The sequence below is a fragment of the Sphingobacterium sp. xlx-130 genome, from assembly GCF_011007405.1.
GTDB lineage: Bacteria > Bacteroidota > Bacteroidia > Sphingobacteriales > Sphingobacteriaceae > Sphingobacterium > Sphingobacterium luzhongxinii.
The window spans coordinates 316566-336608 of sequence record NZ_WFKN01000003.1 but is presented as its reverse complement, the minus strand read 5'-3'; the positions used below and the strand labels follow the sequence as shown (position 1 = coordinate 336608).

The following is a 20043-nucleotide window of genomic DNA, read 5'->3' as shown; positions in this document are numbered from 1 at the left end:
AAGGTTCAGTGAATATGTTTTCTGAACCTTTTGCGTTTTAGTTACCTATTATTTGGGCTGAAATTGTATTTTTGGTAGTTTTTAATTTAAATAAGTAAGTTTATAACGTATGAGTCAAGTTTCGGAAGCTTCTTTTTCGGAAGAATTAGAAAAGCAGGGGATAGACGGTAGCCTAGTGTTGGGGCATCCATCGGGATTGTTTGTTTTGTTTTTTACAGAGATGTGGGAACGTTTTTCCTTTTATGGAATGCGCGTTTTATTGATAAACTTTTTAACGACAGCTATTATATCGGGTAGTCCTTTTTCGGGATGGGGATGGGATCCTGTGCAAGCAGGTGCGTTGTATGGTACTTATGCCATGTTATTGTATATCACGCCGATCTTTGGAGGTATCTTGGCCGATAAGTTTTTGGGTTATCGATTTGCCGTAGTGATTGGTGCTGCTATTATGACATTAGGGCACTTGTTTATGGCCTTTGATACGCCTTTGTTTCTCTATTTAGGATTGGCGGCTTTGGTAATCGGTACCGGTTTTTTCAAGCCGAATATGACTTCTATTTTGTCGGAGATGTACAAAAAGTTTCCTCAGAAAAAGGATGGCGCTTATACCATTTTCTATATGGGGGTTAATGCAGGTGCATTCTTCGGAATGATGCTTTGTGGGTACCTAGCAGAAAAAGTAGGCTGGCACTGGGGCTTTGGTCTTGCCGGTGTCTTTATGTTTTTGGGGACGTTGCAATTCTGGTTTGCTAAACCAATCTTTGGAAAAGTTGGGGATCCTCCTAGTGCAGAGCAGAAAGAGGCTACTAAAGAGGCTTATAACACAAATGCAAACCCTGACGATAAGCCGAATCCATTCACTACATTGGATACTATCTTAATAGTTGCTATGACGTTATTAGGATTGGCCTACGCCTTCAATGATCCGCTTTCTAAGATCGCGGGGATTGATATTCTTTCGGGGCTTCAAATGGGAGCTTTAGCGGGTCAAAACGTTGCTATTATTTCAGCATTGGTTTTATTTTTCTTTGTCGTTATATCACGTTTGACACGTTATACTAAAGTAGTAAGGCAACGAATGATTGCCGTTATCATATTTGCTTTTTTCGTTATTTTCTTTTGGATGTCTTTCGAACAAGGAGCTTCGTCTTTGGTAATATTTGCCCGCGATAATGTGGACCGTTCATTGGAAGGAAGCTCATTAACGATCTTTAATATCGTAAACATGTTGTTGACGATCGTTCCTTTGGCTTTAATCACCTATGTGGTAGCTAAGTTGACAAAACAGACTTACGGCAAAGCGCCACTTTCTAATGTGGTACAAGCAGTTTGTTTTGCTGGTATTTGGGGAATTGCGATCTGGATGTTGTACAGAGAATTCACGGCCGATGCATCGGAGATTACGGTCTCTTGGTTTTCTATTTTGAACTCTTTCTTTATTATTACCTTTGCGAATTCAATTTCTAAAATATGGGATTCAAAATTCAATCCTCCGGCAGCAGTTAAGTATGGACTTGGACTTATTGTGATGGCAATCGGTTTTGGTTTATTGGCTTTCGGTGCACACGGTATTCAAGAAGGGGTAAAAGTATCTATGGTTTGGTTGGTTTTAGCTTATCTATTCCACACCCTTGGCGAATTGTGCTTATCACCGGTAGGACTATCTTATGTATCCAAATTGGTACCAGCCCGTATGATTGCTTTCATGTTTGGAATGTGGTACCTAGCGATAGCCATAGGAAATAAACTAGCTGCGATATTGGGAGGAGAAATTGAAAATATTACCAAGGAATACTCGTTGAGTACATTTTTCTTGATATTTACAATTGTTCCGATTGTAGCAGGATTGCTTGTAATGATGTTACATCCGATTCTGAAAAGATTAATGCACGGCGTAAAATAATACGAAGATGCCTTCCAGTTTGGAGGGCATTTTTTACAATCAGCTATAAAAATCATGTCAACAGAGACACAAAAAACATTAGAAGAAGTTCAGAATTTTGAAGGTAAATATCCAAAACAGATATGGAGTTTGTTCTTCTCGGAGATGTGGGAGCGATTCTGTTTTTATGGAATGCGGGGTATGTTGGTATTCTTTATGATCACCCAATTGAATTTTGGTGAAAAGGAAGCTAATTTGCAATATGGAGCTACTCAGGCGTTTGTTTACGCTTTCACATTTATAGGAGGCTTGTTTGCCGACAAAATATTAGGTTTTAGAAAGTCCTTGTTTTGGGGCGGTTTGTTAATGATCGTAGGGAGCGTTTTACTTTCGATTGATACGCATCAGTTTTTCTTTTTTGGATTAGCCTTTATTATTATAGGTACGGGATTCTTTAAACCAAATATATCTACTATGGTAGGGGAGCTCTATAAGGACAATGATAATCGTCGTGATGCTGGTTTTTCTTTGTTTTATGCCGGGATCAATCTAGGTGCATTTTTGGGCGGTTATATCTGTGTTGCGATAGGTAAAGGCTATATGTTGAGTTCTGTGATAGACGAGGCACATCGTTGGAATGTGGCTTTTGGTTTGGCGGCTGTAGGAATGTTGATCAGTTTAATTAATTTTCAGTTCGCAAAAAGACATTTGGGGCCGATAGGTTTGCAACCTGGACATCCTGATGCAATTGTTAAGACCAAGGCTCTACCTAAATGGGCTGAATATGCGGTGTATATCGGTACATTACTATTGGTGCCTTTGATCCAAGTGATGGTGTCTAAGACGGAGTATACCGATTACTTCATGTACGTGATCGGTCCATTGACGTTGATTTATCTATTCTACGAAATGACTAAGGTGGAGAAGGTAGAACGTCACAAATTGATAGCTGCACTTATTTTTATTTTGTTTTCTATTGTCTTTTGGGGCATCTACGAGCAAAGCGGCGGTTCACTAAGTATTTTTGCAGCCAAGAATCTAAATGACGTGGCGCTAGGAGGTATGATTAAACTGGATCCAAATGGCGTTAACAATTCTGGAGGAGCATTTTTTATTATTCTTCTGGCCCCGCTCTTCGGCCTGATGTGGATCTGGCTATCTAAAAGGAAATTGGAACCTAATACTATCATCAAATTCGGTTTAGGGTTTGTCTTTTTAGGACTTGGATTTTACGTATTGTATATCACTCGTTTTTTTGCTATTGAAGGGATTACTTCATTAGATGTGTTTACACTCGCTTTGTTGGTGATTACTGTTGGCGAGTTGTGTTTGTCGCCTATTGGATTGTCTATCATGACCAAGCTATCGCCGTCAAGATTGCAAGGCATTATGATGGGAATGTGGTTTTTGGCTAGTGCCTATGGACAATATGTTGCTGGACTTATAGGGGCTAATATGGCCGAAGCTAAGGAAGGAGATTCTTTGATGGATAAGCTGATTACCTATACGGAAGGCTATAAACAATTGGGACTATATTCCTTGATCGCAGGAGCTGTTTTAATTTTATTATCACCTTATATCAAACGTTTGATGCACGGGGTCAATTAGATAATCCACAATCGTATTTTGAGGTTAAATTTGTTATTTTTGTGTTTTATACTTGTATTATATAGTGGCTGACAGTGTCGTAATAATTCCTACTTACAATGAAATTGAAAATATAGAGAAAATCATCCGTAAGGTGTTCTCACTTGAAGTCAATTTTCATGTTTTAGTGGTGGATGATGGATCTCCAGATGGTACAGCAGATGTTGTCAAGAGAATGATGACGGAGTTTTCTGGAAAGTTGTTTATCGAGGAGAGACGCGGTAAACTTGGATTAGGAACTGCATATATCCACGGATTTAGATGGTCCTTGGAACGGAGTTATACTTATATTTTTGAAATGGATGCCGATTTTAGCCATAATCCGGAAGATTTGATCCGTCTGCGCGAAGCAGCGTTGAACGGAGCGGATATGGTGATCGGATCGCGGTACGTGCGTGGCGTAAATGTAGTCAATTGGCCCATGAGTAGGGTTCTGATGTCTTATTTCGCCTCGGTATATGTACGTTTGATCACACGTATTAATATTCAGGATGCTACTGCAGGATTTGTTTGCTTCAATCGTAAAGTGCTTGAACGACTAGACCTTAATCAAATTAAGTTTGTAGGTTATGCTTTTCAGATAGAAATGAAATTTAAGGCTATACAATTTGGCTTTAATGTGGTGGAAGTTCCTATTATCTTTACAGATCGAACATTGGGGGTATCAAAGATGAGTACCAAAATCTTTAGAGAAGCTTTTTTTGGTGTCATACAGCTCAAATTAGAGAGTATTTTTAAACCGTATAAGTGATGAATGAAAATCTAGATCCGAATCCTGAAAAAATGAATCCTACCGACAAGGAGATGGAGCGGGTCTTGCGTCCGCAGGCATTTGATGACTTTACTGGACAGGCTAAAATTCTTGAAAATCTATCTATTTTTGTGCAAGCTGCTAAGTTAAGAGGTGAAGCTTTGGATCATGTGTTGTTGCATGGGCCCCCAGGACTGGGAAAGACCACGCTATCACATATCATTGCAAATGAAATGGGGGTAGGGATCAAGATCACTTCAGGTCCTGTCTTAGACAAACCAGGGGATCTTGCTGGTCTATTGACAAATCTGGACGAAGGAGATATTTTATTTATCGATGAAATACATCGTTTGTCCCCGGTTGTGGAGGAGTATTTATATTCTGCAATGGAGGATTTTAAGATAGATATTATGTTGGAGACGGGACCCAATGCACGTTCTGTACAAATATCGTTAAATCCATTTACATTGGTAGGCGCAACTACTCGATCAGGTCTGTTGACGGCCCCTTTACGGGCTCGATTTGGTATCAATTCTCGCTTACAGTATTATGATGCTAAACTCTTGACGACTATCGTTCAACGTTCGGCAAGTATATTGAATGCTGCAATAAGTGAGGAGGGGGCTTATGAGATAGCGCGACGTAGTCGGGGTACACCTCGTATTGCCAATGCTTTGTTGCGAAGAACCAGGGATTTTGCACAGATAAAGGGTAATGGAGATATCGATAAAGCAATTGCTCAGTATGCGTTAAATGCACTTAACGTGGATGAACATGGTTTGGATGAGATGGATAATCGAATTCTTTCTACTATTATTGATAAATTTAAAGGTGGCCCAGTAGGTCTTAAGACTATAGCAACAGCTGTTGGAGAGGATGAAGGGACTATTGAAGAGGTGTACGAGCCTTTTTTGATACAGGAAGGATATATTATGCGTACATCCCGTGGTCGGGAATGTACGGAGAGTGCTTACAAACATTTAGGAAAAATTCACTTTAATAAGGGAAATACCTTATTTTAGTTCGACAAATACGGTATACATATGATAAGAGGTATATTTTCACTTGTTTTAATCTTAGTTTTTTTTGGTGCAAATGCCCAACAAGGCTGTCCAACTCCATTTGGTGTACAGAACGAATTGAAAAGATACCATGTTGCTGGTGGAGTAGGAATGACTCGATTGTATGGCGATATCGCTCAACCGAGTACGTTAGGTAGAGCCTTTTTTATTAAGGGTGACTATCAGATAAAACGTGGATTGTATGCCGGTATCGAAGGACAATATGGTTCTTTGGAAGCGACTCCTTCTATCTTGGATCGTCGGGAGATAACCAATAATTATCTTGCGGGAGGAATTAATATAACATTTCATCCCTTCGAATTTTTTATTGCTCGTAATGCCTCTAGTCAATCTTTGACGCATGTGATCATGGATGCATTCTATGTTGGTGTTGGGGTGCTAGGTATTATAAATAACTATAAGCTTGTGCATAGGGACGAAAATTACGGAGAAGTTGGTTATGTAGGGCCTGTGCCTCCTGAAAACTATGGTCCAGTAGAAAGTTATAATGATAAAGGTATACCTGTCTTCAAGAAAAAAATTAATTCTTACACAAGACCTTCTGTCAATGTAGGGCTTGCAGTTCCTATCAATAGACGCTACTCTAAATCTGGTAGTTATTGGTCTGCTTTGGTTAATGTGCAACTTAACTTTGCTAATAATGATTTATTAGACGGATACATGCCTTACGATGCTGATTTCAATCGTATAGGTACGAAGAATGATATGTTTTCTATGTATTCGTTAGGAGCGAGGTATTCGTTCTAGATAGTGACTAATAATCAGGAGTTAGAGACTAGTGATTAGTTCGGTTCTAATCTCAACTTTCTAGTCTCTGTTTTTTTAGCTTCTGACTTTTAATTTCTTTAAAATCCGCATACCTCTGCTGGATAATGCTGGGGTACTATTCCGCTCTAGGTCAAATTGAATTTGGATACACAACTCATTTGCTAGCCATTCGTGTTTGGGTACGAGTGCCATGAGTATATCATATGCATTGCAGCGTACCGCAATGGGGCAGTCTATGTTACTTAAAATATGAAATGTCTTTTCTAATAAACTTTCTTCTTCTTGATCGAGGAAATTACTGTTTTTTTTAAGCTCTTTAGTGAGCTCAATCACTAGTTTGGATAGACTTCTTAATACACTCCAATTGGTAACTGTTGCATAGCTACAAAGAGTTATGTTCTTGTTTTGAAGGAGAAGGGGCCTATTGTTGATCAAAATATGTTCTAAAGCCCAAGCTGCACGAAATGAGGTCCTGCTGTGTGTTGTAGAGGTGCAGAGTACAAATAGTTCCTCGAGCGATATTGTTTTTAAGATTTGCTCATTAAGATCAGAAGCACCGTAGGAATACAGTGCTTCTGAAATAGTATTGAATCGGATTGAATCCATGGAATTAGCGTCTTAAAGGACGTTCTTTGTTGATTTCTGTCATGTCTACTTCATTCATGTTGGATGAGCCTAATAAATGTTCGCTGAAATAGTCCGCCATTTTCCAGAAGAAGTATTCGGTCATATCACCAAACGCATGTCTTTGGCCTGGCAATAGCACAAAATCAAATCGTTTATTTGCTTTGATAAGGGCATCTACCATTCGGATAGAGTTCGCTGGGTGGACATTGTTATCTATGTCACCAGTCACGATGAGTAATTTTCCCTTTAGATTTTTAGCCAATTCGGAGTTCTTTTCAATTTGGTAGTTGAATGAAGTGTCTCCTTTTGCTGAGACTTCTTCTTTAACGCCGTGATGGCGTTCGGACCACCATCTGTTATAAATGTTGTTTTCGTGGTTTCCCGCTCCGGATACGGCTACTTTAAAGAAATCAGGATACACTAACATCGCTGCTGTAGACATGAATCCACCACCTGAGTGCCCCGTGATTCCTACTTTATTGATATCAATGAATGGATATTTATTAGCAAGTTGTTCTGCAGCTACTTTTTTGTCTTCTAATCCGTAGTCTCTCAAGTTTCCGTAACCGTAGGTGTGGTACCACTTCGAACGGGATGGGTGTCCCCCGCGATTTCCCACAGATACAACAATGAATCCCATTTGTGCGAGACGGTCTATACGATCCATTCCTCTTCCGAAGCTTTTGTTAACGGCTTCAGTCTGTGGTCCTGGATATACGTACTGCACAATAGGATAAGTTTTCGTAGAGTCAAAGTCAAAAGGTTTGTACATGACCCCGTATATATCGGTGATGCCGTCTCCTGCTTTTACTTTGAAGGGCTCCGGGAATTTGTATCCGGCTGCAAACAGTTGTGATAGGTCTGCCTCTTCTAATTTCATGATTAGTTGTCCGGTAGCGCTATACAAATTGCTGACAGGTTTAGTATTGACACGCGAGAAGTTGTCTACGAGGTAATTTCCGCTTTCACTGACTTCGACTTGATGATCAAAATCCCCAGGAGTGATTAACTTTATCGAACCACCGTTCTTACTTACACTATAGTAGAAGGTATAATATGGGTCTATATTTTTTTCTTTGCCATTGGCTTTGAAAAATAGGGTGCCTGTCGATTCTTGGTATGCAGTTAGCTCATCGCAATGGAAATCGCCTTTCGTGATCTGGTGCAAAAGATTGCCCTGAATATCGTATAGGTAGAAGTGCCCCCACCCGTCGCGTTGAGACCAATGGATAAATTGCTTGCCATTGTTGACTAATTTTGGTGATTTAATGTCAAGGTATACGTTGGAACGTTCTTCAACTAAAGTACGTGTAGTTCCATCAACATTCACGGCAACGATGTCAATCTTTTTAAGATCTCGACTAGAGCGTGCTATGTAGAACTCTTGGTCGTTTCCTAACCAATAGTTGATGTAATGTTTACCTTTAAAATTGGCTTTGCTTGGATCTTTGCTCCACAGACTCAATGTCTGGTTTTTGAAAGCAGCTATATTGATCTGTTTACCTTTATGTGTACTGGTATCAAAAACAAACAGTTCAGACTCTGTTGAGTCATTTTCTCCTGGCATCAGGTATTTGTAAGTTTCTAAAGTCGGGCGTTTTCCTCCAACATTATTGATAACCCACAAATCGGAGATGTCACGACTATCTTTTTTGGAAGCAACGAAGTACTTTCCGTTTGGAGACCAGTTGAGACGTACCCCCTTCCGTTTTTTAAGTTCTTCTTCGTTTGTCTTTTTATCGGCAGTCGTCGTGCTGTACTGATCACCTCCCCAAGCGTAATATTGAACACCATCTGTGGTAATCTGATGCTCTACAATAGTCGAATCCTTTTCGTCTTTTGACGCCTTCAAATAGTTTGCATAATCCATCCAGTAGAGGTTATAGTTTTTCGCAAAATAAACGCGACTAGTATCTGGATTGAAGGAGGCCCAATTAGGCTTTGACTTTTCTTTGGTCGTATCGCTAATCTCTTTGAGTTGTTTAGAGATGATGTTGTACTCAAAATGAAAAGTTTTTTTCTTGATAGTATCTTTTTTGTTGGTTTGCTTTTTTATTTCTTCTTTGCTTTTTACGGTATCTTTGGTGCTTTGTACTTCAAAACGAATCAAATTTTCGTCGTCCATGAAGCGAAGATTTTGCAAGGATAGGTGTTGCGCATCAAAGGGGTTTTTAACAATAGAAGTTACTTTAGCCGCCATTTCTGAGTTATCAAAAAGATTGGTCTTTTTTCTTGCCGCAGGCTCTACCAAATACCAGTTTTTGCCCGATGACGTAGTGTATTCATACCAAAATTTGTCGCCATAGTTAATCCAGTTTGGCTTTATGTCTGTTGAAAAGATTAAACTTCTTAATTTGCTTGGAGCAAACTTAGCTGCTAGCTGATAGTTGGGCTTTACTACATTTTTTACTTCTTGAGCTTGACTCAAGCTAAAGCATAATGCGAGTAAGCTTAATAAATAGTACTTCATACCAAATGAAAATGTTAATAATTTAGGGGGCTAAAATATCCTTTTATTTAGCCAGAAACGATGGATAGCTGTAATATTTTTGATAGTTAATAGAACTTTTCGTTGAAATTAACTAAAAAGAGCTCTTTGGTAGCACGGGTGATCCCTGTGTATAACCATCTGAGAAACTCCGTATTGAGCATTTCATCAGTCATGTACCCCTGATCAACAAATACCAATGGCCATTGTCCCCCTTGAGCTTTATGGCATGTGATTGCGTAAGCAAATTTTAATTGTAAAGCATTGTAATAAGGATCTTTTTTGATCGCTTCCATTCGATTTTTTTTCTGTGGAATGTCTTCGTAATCTTTGGCGATGGACTCGTAGAGGTGTTGTTGCTGCTCGTAGGGTAGTGAGGGAGCATCAACATGTAGACTATCTAGATTTACACGGCAACGTATTGCGTCTCCTTCATTGTTGTCCATAAATTCAAGGTATAAGTCTGCAAATCGAAATCCATGCATTTCATGTAGATTGCTTACTTTTTTGATAACCGCTATATCTCCATTGGCAATAAAGCCGGTATGGCTTTCATCGTGTTGTTGTAACCAGTAATAGTTATTCTTGACAACCATGATTCGGTCACCGCCGGTTATTTCTTCTTCGCGAAAAAGTATCTGGTTTCGTATGTGTTTGTTGTATAAGTTTGCCGATTTGTTTGAACGGCATATCACCATGCAGTTTTCGGGATCGTACTTGTCATAGGCGTAATGCAATGCTTCGATAAGACGGTCACCATTCATCCTATAGATATCTTTAAAAGGTGTAGTGATAAATTTTGGAAAGGTATATTGTGGCGACTCTTCGTCGAAACGAATTTCATTTCTGATTTTGGTCGCATTGAATAAGATACCAGAGCTTTTGTCTTGACGTACGACATCGGTTAATTCATAGGTATAGGTATGCAGATTGAACTCTGATTGGACAAATTCGGGGTCTAAAGCAGGGCTTTTGGCTAGCCCTACGGGTGGAAGCTGTGCACTATCGCCAACTAGCATTAAGCAGCAATTTTTTCCCGATTGAACATAGGATACTAGATCACAGAATAAACCATTCGAAAACAACGTAAATCCTTCTGTTGTTATCATTGAGGCTTCATCGATAATAAATAATGTGTCTTCATGTAGGTTTTCAGCCAACTCAAAGTCCATCTGAAGCGAAGTTATGCTTCGTTTTCTATATATCTTTTTGTGGATTGTTAATGCGTTTCTTCCTGAATAAGCCCCCATAACTTTTGCAGCTCGTCCGGTAGGAGCCAATAGGACTGTCTTTTTTCGGATAGCCGGAAGGCTCTTGACTAAAGCGCTGATTATTGTGGTTTTTCCGGTACCTGCATAGCCCTTTAATATGAAGCAGGAATCATTGGAGAAGGTATGTATAAATTCAGCCAATAAGGAAAAGACTTCCTTTTGTTGGACGGTGGGGCGCCATGAGAATTGTTGTAAAAGAATATTGTTTATGAACACGCTCAAAGTTATCTAAAAAGGTTTGTCATTTCAATTGTAAAAGCTAATTTTGTTTGATTAGGAGTATTACCTTTACTTTATTTTTTTGACGAATGATATATATAGCAGACGATTTTCATCTCCACTATCTGGCCACATACACGCTTTGTATTCAGAGCGATTTTCAAAATGATCACCTCGTCGTGTTGGATGAAGAAAAGCAAGTTCTGGTTTACATGACTTACGATAATGTCAGCCCTTCAGCTGAGGCGGTGCGGATATTGAGTATGCCATTTCAGAACGTAATTGTCGGCCTTCCACATCAGAACTTAGTGTGGGTTCCTTCGGAAGTCTACCATGAGTCAGAGAAAGAGTTGTATACGAATTATTTTGTCGACTCGGAGGTGAACCGCATTATGTCTAAAGAGATTGCTGGCTTAGAGGTAGTGGCGCTGTATCAATATGATCAGTTGTTGTATAGTCGTTGGAAAAATTTATTTGCGGATGCTAGTTTCATCCCAAATTTTGAAGTAGTAATACGTCAGGTTCAGTCTAATATACCTATTCAGGGAGATGTACTAGGCGTTCATCTTTACGATGATCAGGCAGACATTTTTTTATTTATGAATGGGGAGCTGAAACTCTACAATACATTTGAGGTAGCTACTTCAGATGATTTGAGTTATTTTGTGCTTAATGTATTCAAAAACTTTGCTATAAAAAGTAAAGTGCCAAAAATTGTGTTGAGTGGTACGAACAAGGATTCGGAGTGGTTTGTTCGATTGAGCAGATATACAGATCATATCGAAATGATTAGACCGAAAGAGAAGTGGTCGGTACTTAATCTGGATGTCGAGCGTCAGCTGGAAGAGTTAAATGCTTTAACGGATAGTGTCCTATGCGTATAATAAGTGGTACTTTAGGAGGGATTCGGCTGAACCCACCAACAAATTTGCCCGTACGACCAACTACGGATATCGCCAAAGAGGCTTTATTTAATATATTGCAACAGTATGTGGAATGGGATACTGTAGAATGTTTGGATCTCTTCTGTGGGACGGGAAATATTTCTTTTGAATTGGCCTCAAGAGGGGCTTTAGGAGTACAGTCTGTAGATATCCACAGTAAGTGCTTGTTGTATGTTCAAGATGTTGCCAAAAAGCATGACTTAAAAATGATCCGTACACGGAAAGCTGATGTGTTTAAATTTATTCAAAGTTGTAAAGACTCCTTTGATTTTATTTTTGCAGATCCGCCTTACGATATTGGTCAATTGCCCCAGTTGCCCGAATTGATACTGTCGAATAATCTTTTGAAATCAGGTGGTGTTTTGGTTGTTGAGCATCCTTCTATGCGTAAGTTGGCAGATCACCCTTTACACGTAGAAACCAGGAAATATGGTAATTCCTCTTTTAGTTTTTATAAAAAACCATAGCAGTCATGAAAATAGCTCTTTTTCCAGGATCGTTCGATCCATTCACGTTCGCTCACAAAGATTTGGTAGATCGCTCATTAACTTTATTTGATAAGGTACATATTGCGGTCGGTGTTAATGCTGCAAAAAGTGGATTGATGGATTTTGAACGACGAAAGAAAGCTATACAAGCGCTTTATAAAAATGAAGAAAGAGTCGTTGTTGATCTGTTTTCAGGTCTTACAGTTGATTATTGCAGACGTATAGGTGCTAAATTTATCCTTAGGGGATTGCGAAATTCTAAGGATTTGGAATATGAAGATGCAATAGCTCAGAATAATCTCATATTGGCGCCAGAGATAGAAACCTATTTTTTGCTAAGCCGTAGTGGTACTGGTCACATATCTTCGACTATAGTACGTGATATATTAAAAAATGGAGGTCCAGTCGATAGCTTGGTTCCTCCTGAAGTAAGAGCTTTTTTGGATACTAAGTCCTGAAAAATTTTATTTTGTTACCTTTTATTTTTCCATTTCCGCCGTTCTTGATGATTAGTGAGGCAATATTTCTTTTTACCGCGATATAGGACTCTCTGTCTTTTACTTCAATTAGACCTATATCATCTTTTTTTAAACCTTCGATTTGAAGGATATAGCCCACGATATCAATCTTGTTCACTTTATCTTTTTTTCCGAAGGGAATGTATAGAGTAGAATACGGTGTGTTCTCGGGCAGAGGATACTCGTCTTCTAGTATAATTTCTTGTGTATCTTCCGGAAGGTAAGCAAAATTGTCATCCGGTTTTAACATAATGACTACCTCTCCCGTATTGTTCATTCGGGCTGTTCGCCCATTTCTGTGAACGAAAGCATCTTCCTTGTTTGGTAATTGATAGTGTATGATTGTGTCGATCTCAGGAATATCCAAACCTCTGGCTGCTAAGTCGGTCGTAAGGAGTATCCTATTGCTATTATTTCTGAATTTTAGGATGGCTAATTCGCGATCTCGTTGTTCTAATCCGCCATGAAACATATCGTGAATCAATTCTCTATCTTCTAGTAGCTCACTAATATGATCGACAGCTTCCCGGTGGTTACAAAAGATAAGGATCTTTTGGTTGCCAAGACTACATAGCAGTCGGAATAGTGTTTTTAGTTTATGTTGAGCTGGAGATACTGTTTTTTTGAAATGTATTGCGGGTTTGTTTTCTGCATCCGCCAAAAAGTCAAGTTTGACCGGGTTATGCAATGAAAGAATATTTGGAAATTGATCCAGATCAGTGGCTGAGGTTAAAATTTTTCGTTCAATAGCATGTGTTGCTGTTGTAATGGTTGCGAGCTGATCCTGAAAGCCTAACTCTAAAGACTTATCAAATTCATCTAAAACCAGCGTATGGATACCATCTGTCGAAAAATGAAAGCGTTCTAGATGATATATTATCCGACCTGGGGTTCCGATTAATATTGCGGGAGCTTCTTTTAGTGCATTTCTTTCTATCTTGGTGTCGTGCCCCCCGTAACAACATAATATTTTATGTCCTTTGATGACTGTTTTAACAACAGATTCAATCTGTAGGGCTAGCTCTCTGGTGGGGACAATTAATAATACCTGTACCTGATTCTTTTTGTTTAGAATTAACTGTTCTATCAACAGACTAAAAGCCAATGTCTTTCCAGATCCAGTCGGGGAGAGAAGTATAAAATCTCTTTCTGAGCTAAATTGAGACAATGTCTCTTTTTGCATTTTGTTCAGATCTTCAATCTGTAGTCTTTTTAAAAGTGTTATTAATTCCATGCTGCAAAGATACTTTTTTCTAAGTGTTTTTCTGAGAAAGCGTTTTATAGTTGTGATGTAAAAACTTTTTTGGCATAAGTTTTGATAAGTACTTAGTATTCATAATTTAGGTTAATAATTGGTTAGTTAAAAAGCCTTCAATCTCCCCGATTGAAGGCTTTTTTTTCTGAAAGTTTTATTTGCTTTAGCAGATTTGTACACCATGGATATTTCATATATAATTTCTATTTTTGAATTATAGAATATGTGTTGTATATTAGTGTTATTAATACACTAAGTGTTAGCTGTGTTTAAGTCATAACCTTATAAAAGAAAATGAGTTTAATTATCGATGTACATGCGCGCCAGATTTTAGATTCGCGCGGGAATCCAACAATTGAAGTTGATGTTACTACACAAAATGGTTTTGTGGGCAGAGCTGCTGTTCCTTCTGGAGCTTCTACAGGTGTTCATGAAGCTGTAGAATTGCGTGATGGTGATAAAAAGAAATACTTGGGTAAAGGTGTTTTGAAAGCTGTAGAAAATGTTAATACGACAATAGCGCAAGCTTTGGAAGGTGTTGATGTTTTTGAACAGAATGCAATTGACAAGATCATGATTGATCTTGATGGTACTGAAAATAAAGGTAAGTTGGGTGCTAATGCTATTCTAGGTGTTTCTTTGGCTGTTGCTAAAGCAGCTGCACAGGAATCTCGTCAACCATTGTACCGTTATATAGGTGGGGTTAATGCAAATACACTACCTATCCCAATGATGAACATTATCAACGGTGGTTCGCATTCTGATGCGCCTATCGCTTTCCAAGAGTTTATGATTATGCCAGTTGGCGCACCTTCATTCTCTGAAGCGTTACGTTGGGGAACAGAAGTGTTTCATAATTTGAAGAAAATCTTACACGACCGAGGTTTATCTACTGCAGTAGGTGACGAAGGAGGTTTTGCGCCGACCTTTGATGGGACTGAAGATGCTATTGAGACTGTATTGAAAGCTATTGAATCAGCTGGTTATATCCCTGGCTCTGATATCTGTTTAGCATTGGATTGTGCAGCATCTGAGTTTTATGTAAACGGTAAATACGATTATACGAAATTTGAAGGCGAAAAAGGCGCGATTCGCAGCTCCGAAGAGCAAGCTGCTTATTTAGCAGAATTGTCTGAGAAATATCCGATCATTTCGATTGAAGATGGTATGCAGGAAGATGATTGGGCTGGATGGAAGTTGCTGACCGAAAAAATTGGTGGACGTGTTCAGTTGGTAGGTGACGATTTATTTGTTACAAATACAAAACGTTTGCAACAGGGTATCGATACGGGTACTGCAAATTCAATATTGGTTAAAGTAAATCAAATCGGATCGTTGACAGAAACGATTAATGCGGTGACACTTGCACAAAACAGTGGTTATACTTCGGTAATGTCTCACCGTTCGGGAGAAACGGAGGATTTTACAATCGCAGATTTAGCGGTAGCGTTGAACTGTGGTCAGATTAAAACAGGTTCTGCTTCACGTTCTGATCGTATGGCAAAATACAATCAATTGTTGCGTATCGAAGAAGAACTCGGTGCAAATGCGAGATTTATCGGCAAGAATTTTAAATACGCGATCAAGAAATAATAATGTATTTTGATTGTAAAAACAAAAGGAGGCTTAAGCCTCCTTTTGTTTTTACAATCAAATTTTATAAGTTTAAAGGTAAAGTCGAATCATAGTGTTATTTTTGTGTCATGGAAAGAATAGTTTCGTTAGTTAAAAACCGGTTCCTTATATCTGGTGTTGCTTTTTTAATATGGATGTTTTTCTTTGATAGATACGATGTAGCGACGCAGATAGGTTATCAACAGGAACGAAATAAGTTGGAGCAAGAGAAAGCTTTCTATTCGTCAGAGACTGAAAATATCGAAAAAGCGATTAAAGATGCTCAGTATAATCCTAGTGAAATCCAGCGTATCGCCCGTGAAAAATATAAAATGAAGAAGGCGAATGAGGATGTGTATGTAATCACTGAAATCGATCCTAAGGATTGATCAGTTGATTCTTTTCCCTTTTTTTGATTAATCCCCAATTTTGCAGATTCTCTTTTTCTTTGGGTAGCATAAAGTAATCCTCCTTGCTTGTGTCTTTCTCGGCCTGTAGTTCATATGCATTCGCACCTTTTGATAAAGTGGATAGTAACAGGAACAATGAGGTGACTATCCATGCAATCAGATTTTTCATGATTTTATTTGTTTCGAGTGTTATTTGTTTCTGTTAAAAGTAATTCGAATTTGCAGGATCAGATCTATGTTTTAGATGAGCACTATAAACTTTTCGGTGAAAGGAGGGCTTCGCTCGGTAAAGAGCTTTTGATTTTACGTACTGATATTTAGTTTTTGAATAGCGGAAACTGGCGTGTATGGCATAGGGGATAGTCTTGTTATACTAAAGTTAGGGCGGACTTGAGCGGAGTTTAACGGACTTTTATATGAAGGACAGTTGGATGCGGGCGCATTCTTAAAAAATATGAGGCATAAAAAAAGACCAATCGAAAGATTGGTCTTTTATCGTACCTAGGGCGGGAATCGAACCCGCACTCCCTTAACGGGAACAGGATTTTAAGTCCTGCGTGTCTACCAGTTCCACCACCTAGGCAACTGAGCGAAAGACGAGATTCGAACTCGCGACCCCAACCTTGGCAAGGTTGTGCTCTACCAACTGAGCTACTTTCGCTTGACGTGCTGCAAAGATAGATAGAAAATTGAAAATGTGAAATTTTTTATTTCATATTGGTCGAGGTTTCTTATAAAATGCTCAATCTGTGTGAATTAATTTTTAATGAAATGAAGATTTTACTTGTTGTAGGCTGTTTATGCAAGGTTTTTGCTTAATTTTGAGGACTAAAACAATAAAAAGGATATGAAATATCCATGTAGCAGAACCGCACAGACACGGGTGAGATTACTTTGGATATTCCGTATGATGATTAAAAAGCAAATTAAATATATATGAAAGAATTCGGTTTACTGATTGTTTTTCTCTTTTGTCTTTCTTCATCTGTATGGTCTGATACATACCCAGAGGTAGTATTTGATAATAGTCTGGTTAAAGGAAGTTACGCTAAAAGCAGTGTGCAATATGCAGGTGCAAGCTGGGTGGAAAATGTGAATGGACATTTATTAGTCTCTGATACGTTGTTTTTTACACCAGGTAATGCTTTATCTCTTCGATATCTTTCGGAAATTGAAGGGCACTGGGAGGTTAATATACGTTATAGTAGGCAGAAATATCATTATCGCTTTTCAAATACTGATTTCTTGAGTATTCGTATATACGTTAAGTCTAAATTCACAGATGTGAAGGATTTACCTCGACTATATGTCAGCCAAAAAAATACAGTTTCTGATACATTAGACGTAAGTAAATATATAGATGATTTTGAAATAGGTAAATGGGTACAGATAAAAATACCAACAAAGGATTTTAAGATACTCAATACAGACGAACCAATTAATGGTATACATTTTATACAGCATGCAACATCCAAGGATATTCATCATGTCTTTATAGATCAGATTGAGTTTTTGCCTCAAAAATATTCTGAAGTGAAATTGAGTTCGAAAGCGGTGTTGACGGATGCTGTTGCTTATGACAGGATTGTTCATCTGAAATGGCAACTCCCTTTAACTCCAAGTATACGCTACATCAAAATTTATCGGTCTGAAGATGGTCAGGTATTTAAGCCGATAGGGATGAGACCGGTGCAAATGCAGTCTAGTCTTGATGTCGTTCCGGTGGTCGGACAAAAGTATTTCTACAAGATTACCTGGATGGATTATAATTACGGAGAATCATTATTTTCCACAATAAAAGAGGCTTCCACAAAAAAGTTAGATAATAGTGATATCCTAGATCTTATTCAGATGGCCCATGTCAATTATTTTTTTGAAAATTTCGATATTAATAGTGGTATGTATATGCCGTATAGGTCTAAGGATAAGGCGGTGGTTTCAACAAAGGAGACAGCAAGCGCTATTTTGGCTTTACTTATTGGTGTCGAACGGAAGTTTATCCCTAAACAGGTCGTTTTAAACCGTGTTTCTAAGATTGCTTACTTTTTGTTGAGATCTCAAAATAAATACGGTGTGTTTCCAGCGTATTTTGATGGACGAAAAGGTGTTCCAGAATATAGGAGGGGATTTTCTTCCTATGACGTTAATGGAACGGCCTCGCTTATAGAGGCTTTGTTGATCGCGCGACAGTATTTTTCAGATGAAAATGAATCTGAGAAAGATCTTCGAAGTAGGATAACTGCCTTGTACGATAGAATTGATTGGCAGAAGCTGGTAGTTGATGACCGAAGTAATATCCTTCGGTCGAAATTAAGCTTGATGGAAGATGAAAAATCCGGAGCTTCGAATAGTATGACATTGTTGTCCGGTACAAATGATGCAATCAATACTTATTTACTGGCAATTGGTGCTTCGAGGTATCCTCTGCCGGCATCTGTTTATACAAATGCTGTTTATAATACTTTTAATGCCTATCGGTATGAAGCGTTAGAGGAATTGGATACAGACATATATGCTGATAGTTTAGTTCATGAAGATTTGTCAGCTGGATTAACAGAGATTGTTCAGGTTGATTCAGTCACGAGATTTTCCGTTTTACAGCCTTCTACAAAATTTGGTGTTTATCTTCCTATGGGGGAGCTAGCGGGGAGTTTAATGGATTTATACAAACCTTTCCTTACGATTCAACCCAAGATCCTAAGCGACTCCGTGATAAATTGGGATGAAGTTTTGGCGTCGTATGTTCATTATGTAAAGCGACGGGATAATGAATTGGGAGTTGGAACTACTGATAGTGATATTTGGGGCTTTTATCAACATAGAGACAGTGTAGGTAACTACAGGATAAATCCTGCAATAGCACCTTCGTCTATTATTGCTGATCCAGAGCTAGGGATAGCGTCCGTATTAGCATTGTATGGACAGTATGGACATATACTGTTTACAGAGTACGGTTTTCGGTCATGGTTGGATTTGCGGAATAATGATGTCTCTGATGAATATTTAGCGCTGAATCAAGGGGCAATTGCAGTAATGTTGGAAAATGCAAAATCAGGATTTATTTGGCAGTTATATAAAGAAATTCCTGAATTGAAGAAGGCCCGAAGAGAATTGTTTTTAAAAGGCGAAGAGCAGAATGACTAAATTTTGCTATATTAGTTTATACTTTGAAGAATTGTATTTTTAGATAGATTGTTATTATATGAAGAAGATCTTTTTGTTTTCAGTAAGTGCCACGGTGTTGTTTTTTGCATCATGTAAGCAACAGCAAATAGTTGTTAATCCTGGTGCAGTAGTTTCGAAGGACGGTACAGACGATGGCTTGAAAAATGTAAAAAGCGAGTTTGAGGACGCGTCAAGAACCTCCGAAGGTATTAAGTTTACATTGTCATCTGATTTGTTGTTTCCCACTAATTCGTCGTATTTGACCGATAAAGCAAAAGTAGAGCTTACCAAATTGTCGAAGTTGATGAAGGAAGATAAGACTAAAAAAATAAGGGTAGATGGTTATACGGACGCGACAGGTACAGAGGAATATAATGTTTGGCTGTCCGATAAGAGAGCGGCTTCTGTAAAGAAATATTTAGAGGAAGCTGGTGTGTCTGGCGGGCGAATCAGTACAAAGGGATTTGGTCCATCTAAACCTGTGGGGGATAACAAGACTCCTGAAGGTAGACAAAAAAATAGAAGAGTCGAAGTTACGATTCTGCAGTAACAGCTAGCTGTTATAAGGTGAAGATAATAGAAAGGTTGTATATTGATTTATACAACCTTTCTATTTAAGGGATAGCTATCTCTCAATCCTACAAAATATATAATTGATCCGAAAATGGGAAGAAGAAGCACAAGTAAGATTAATAGGATACGATCTGTCGATTTTTGAGCGAAATCTCTTTTGAATATATCAATCAACGCTAGTACGGCAAAAATCAAAGGGGCTAGACCAGCAATAGCAAATACCGCAAGAAGTATCATTTCTTGTGTACCTATATTTAAAAAAAGTAAAATATGCATGATTCTTAGGGTTTTCTAATTGGTTTTCAAATTTAATGTTTTTTGAATAAAATACAATCAAATAT

Annotated in this window: 18 protein-coding genes and 2 tRNA genes; 12 read left to right on the top strand and 8 right to left on the bottom strand. The window is 38.4% G+C overall.

Annotation, left to right across the window (positions count from 1 at the left end; translation table 11 throughout):
• Positions 1-109: 109 nt before the first annotated feature.
• The 5 genes from G7B18_RS04760 to G7B18_RS04740 all read left to right on the top strand — a co-directional run bounded on the left by G7B18_RS04760 (position 110) and on the right by G7B18_RS04740 (position 6109).
• Entirely contained in the window at positions 110-1903 is a 1794-nt protein-coding gene (locus tag G7B18_RS04760) for a peptide MFS transporter (protein ID WP_164108107.1), read from the top strand.
• Positions 1904-1957: 54 nt separating this feature from the next.
• Positions 1958-3490, top strand: coding sequence for a peptide MFS transporter (locus tag G7B18_RS04755; protein ID WP_164108108.1), 1533 nt, complete (start codon positions 1958-1960; stop codon positions 3488-3490).
• 64 nt (positions 3491-3554) lie between these two features.
• The gene (locus G7B18_RS04750; protein ID WP_164108109.1) at positions 3555-4280 is read left to right on the top strand and encodes a polyprenol monophosphomannose synthase; all 726 of its coding nucleotides are present in this window, start codon (positions 3555-3557) and stop codon (positions 4278-4280) included.
• A complete protein-coding gene (gene ruvB, locus G7B18_RS04745) occupies positions 4280-5302 on the top strand; it encodes a Holliday junction branch migration DNA helicase RuvB (RefSeq protein WP_164108110.1) in 1023 nt (340 codons plus the stop codon). Before G7B18_RS04750 ends, ruvB begins: the two co-directional genes overlap by 1 nt.
• Before the next feature lie 21 nt (positions 5303-5323).
• Positions 5324-6109 carry a hypothetical protein gene (locus tag G7B18_RS04740; RefSeq protein ID WP_164122136.1) on the top strand — a complete coding sequence of 262 codons (786 nt, stop codon included), beginning with the start codon at positions 5324-5326 and terminating at the stop codon, positions 6107-6109.
• A gap of 75 nt (positions 6110-6184) precedes the next feature.
• Here the strand turns inward: G7B18_RS04740 and G7B18_RS04735 are convergent, their stop codons facing one another.
• From G7B18_RS04735 to G7B18_RS04725, 3 genes are all read right to left on the bottom strand, one after another.
• Positions 6185-6736 (bottom strand): hypothetical protein, encoded by a 552-nt coding sequence (locus G7B18_RS04735; RefSeq protein ID WP_164108112.1) that lies wholly within the window; start codon positions 6734-6736, stop codon positions 6185-6187.
• Between the two features lie 4 nt (positions 6737-6740).
• Entirely contained in the window at positions 6741-9227 is a 2487-nt protein-coding gene (locus G7B18_RS04730) for a S9 family peptidase (protein WP_164108113.1), read from the bottom strand.
• 86 nt (positions 9228-9313) lie between these two features.
• Complete coding sequence (locus G7B18_RS04725) at positions 9314-10732, bottom strand: ATP-dependent RecD-like DNA helicase (protein WP_164108114.1); 1419 nt, start codon at positions 10730-10732, stop codon at positions 9314-9316.
• Between the two features lie 92 nt (positions 10733-10824).
• On the opposite strand from G7B18_RS04725, the gene G7B18_RS04720 reads away from it, so the two are divergent.
• Genes G7B18_RS04720 through coaD form a run of 3 tightly spaced genes read left to right on the top strand, consistent with a single transcriptional unit; the run spans position 10825 to position 12625 of the window.
• The gene (locus G7B18_RS04720) at positions 10825-11619 is read left to right on the top strand and encodes a DUF3822 family protein (protein ID WP_164108115.1); all 795 of its coding nucleotides are present in this window, start codon (positions 10825-10827) and stop codon (positions 11617-11619) included.
• Positions 11610-12146 carry an RsmD family RNA methyltransferase gene (locus G7B18_RS04715; RefSeq protein WP_164108116.1) on the top strand — a complete coding sequence of 179 codons (537 nt, stop codon included), beginning with the start codon at positions 11610-11612 and terminating at the stop codon, positions 12144-12146. The genes G7B18_RS04720 and G7B18_RS04715 overlap by 10 nt, the downstream gene beginning before the upstream one ends.
• Before the next feature lie 5 nt (positions 12147-12151).
• Positions 12152-12625, top strand: coding sequence for a pantetheine-phosphate adenylyltransferase (gene coaD / locus G7B18_RS04710; protein ID WP_164122135.1), 474 nt, complete (start codon positions 12152-12154; stop codon positions 12623-12625).
• Here coaD and G7B18_RS04705 read toward each other — a convergent pair.
• Positions 12615-13919, bottom strand: coding sequence for a DEAD/DEAH box helicase (locus G7B18_RS04705; RefSeq protein WP_164108118.1), 1305 nt, complete (start codon positions 13917-13919; stop codon positions 12615-12617). The genes coaD and G7B18_RS04705 overlap by 11 nt on opposite strands.
• Positions 13920-14234: 315 nt before the next feature.
• Between G7B18_RS04705 and eno the strand changes: the two genes are divergently transcribed.
• Both eno and G7B18_RS04695 read left to right on the top strand, forming a co-directional pair.
• Entirely contained in the window at positions 14235-15533 is a 1299-nt protein-coding gene (gene eno, locus G7B18_RS04700; protein ID WP_164108119.1) for a phosphopyruvate hydratase, read from the top strand.
• 110 nt (positions 15534-15643) lie between these two features.
• Positions 15644-15943 (top strand): FtsB family cell division protein, encoded by a 300-nt coding sequence (locus G7B18_RS04695; RefSeq protein ID WP_164108120.1) that lies wholly within the window; start codon positions 15644-15646, stop codon positions 15941-15943.
• Here the strand turns inward: G7B18_RS04695 and G7B18_RS04690 are convergent.
• The 3 genes from G7B18_RS04690 to G7B18_RS04680 all read right to left on the bottom strand — a co-directional run bounded on the left by G7B18_RS04690 (position 15933) and on the right by G7B18_RS04680 (position 16625).
• Complete coding sequence (locus G7B18_RS04690; RefSeq protein ID WP_164108121.1) at positions 15933-16133, bottom strand: hypothetical protein; 201 nt, start codon at positions 16131-16133, stop codon at positions 15933-15935. The genes G7B18_RS04695 and G7B18_RS04690 overlap by 11 nt on opposite strands.
• Positions 16134-16462: 329 nt before the next feature.
• A tRNA-Leu gene (locus G7B18_RS04685) sits at positions 16463-16547 on the bottom strand.
• Positions 16548-16552: 5 nt separating this feature from the next.
• A tRNA-Gly gene (locus G7B18_RS04680) sits at positions 16553-16625 on the bottom strand.
• A 275-nt stretch (positions 16626-16900) separates the two neighbouring features.
• Here G7B18_RS04680 and G7B18_RS04675 point away from each other — a divergent pair.
• On the top strand, positions 16901-19108 hold the full coding sequence (locus G7B18_RS04675) for a glucoamylase family protein (RefSeq protein ID WP_164108122.1): 2208 nt from the start codon (positions 16901-16903) through the stop codon (positions 19106-19108).
• A gap of 58 nt (positions 19109-19166) precedes the next feature.
• The gene (locus G7B18_RS04670) at positions 19167-19679 is read left to right on the top strand and encodes an OmpA family protein (protein WP_164108123.1); all 513 of its coding nucleotides are present in this window, start codon (positions 19167-19169) and stop codon (positions 19677-19679) included.
• Between the two features lie 47 nt (positions 19680-19726).
• Here the strand turns inward: G7B18_RS04670 and G7B18_RS04665 are convergent, their stop codons facing one another.
• Positions 19727-19978: a PLDc N-terminal domain-containing protein gene (locus G7B18_RS04665; RefSeq protein ID WP_164108124.1), complete on the bottom strand. Its 252-nt coding sequence runs from the start codon at positions 19976-19978 to the stop codon at positions 19727-19729.
• Positions 19979-20043 lie beyond the last annotated feature (65 nt).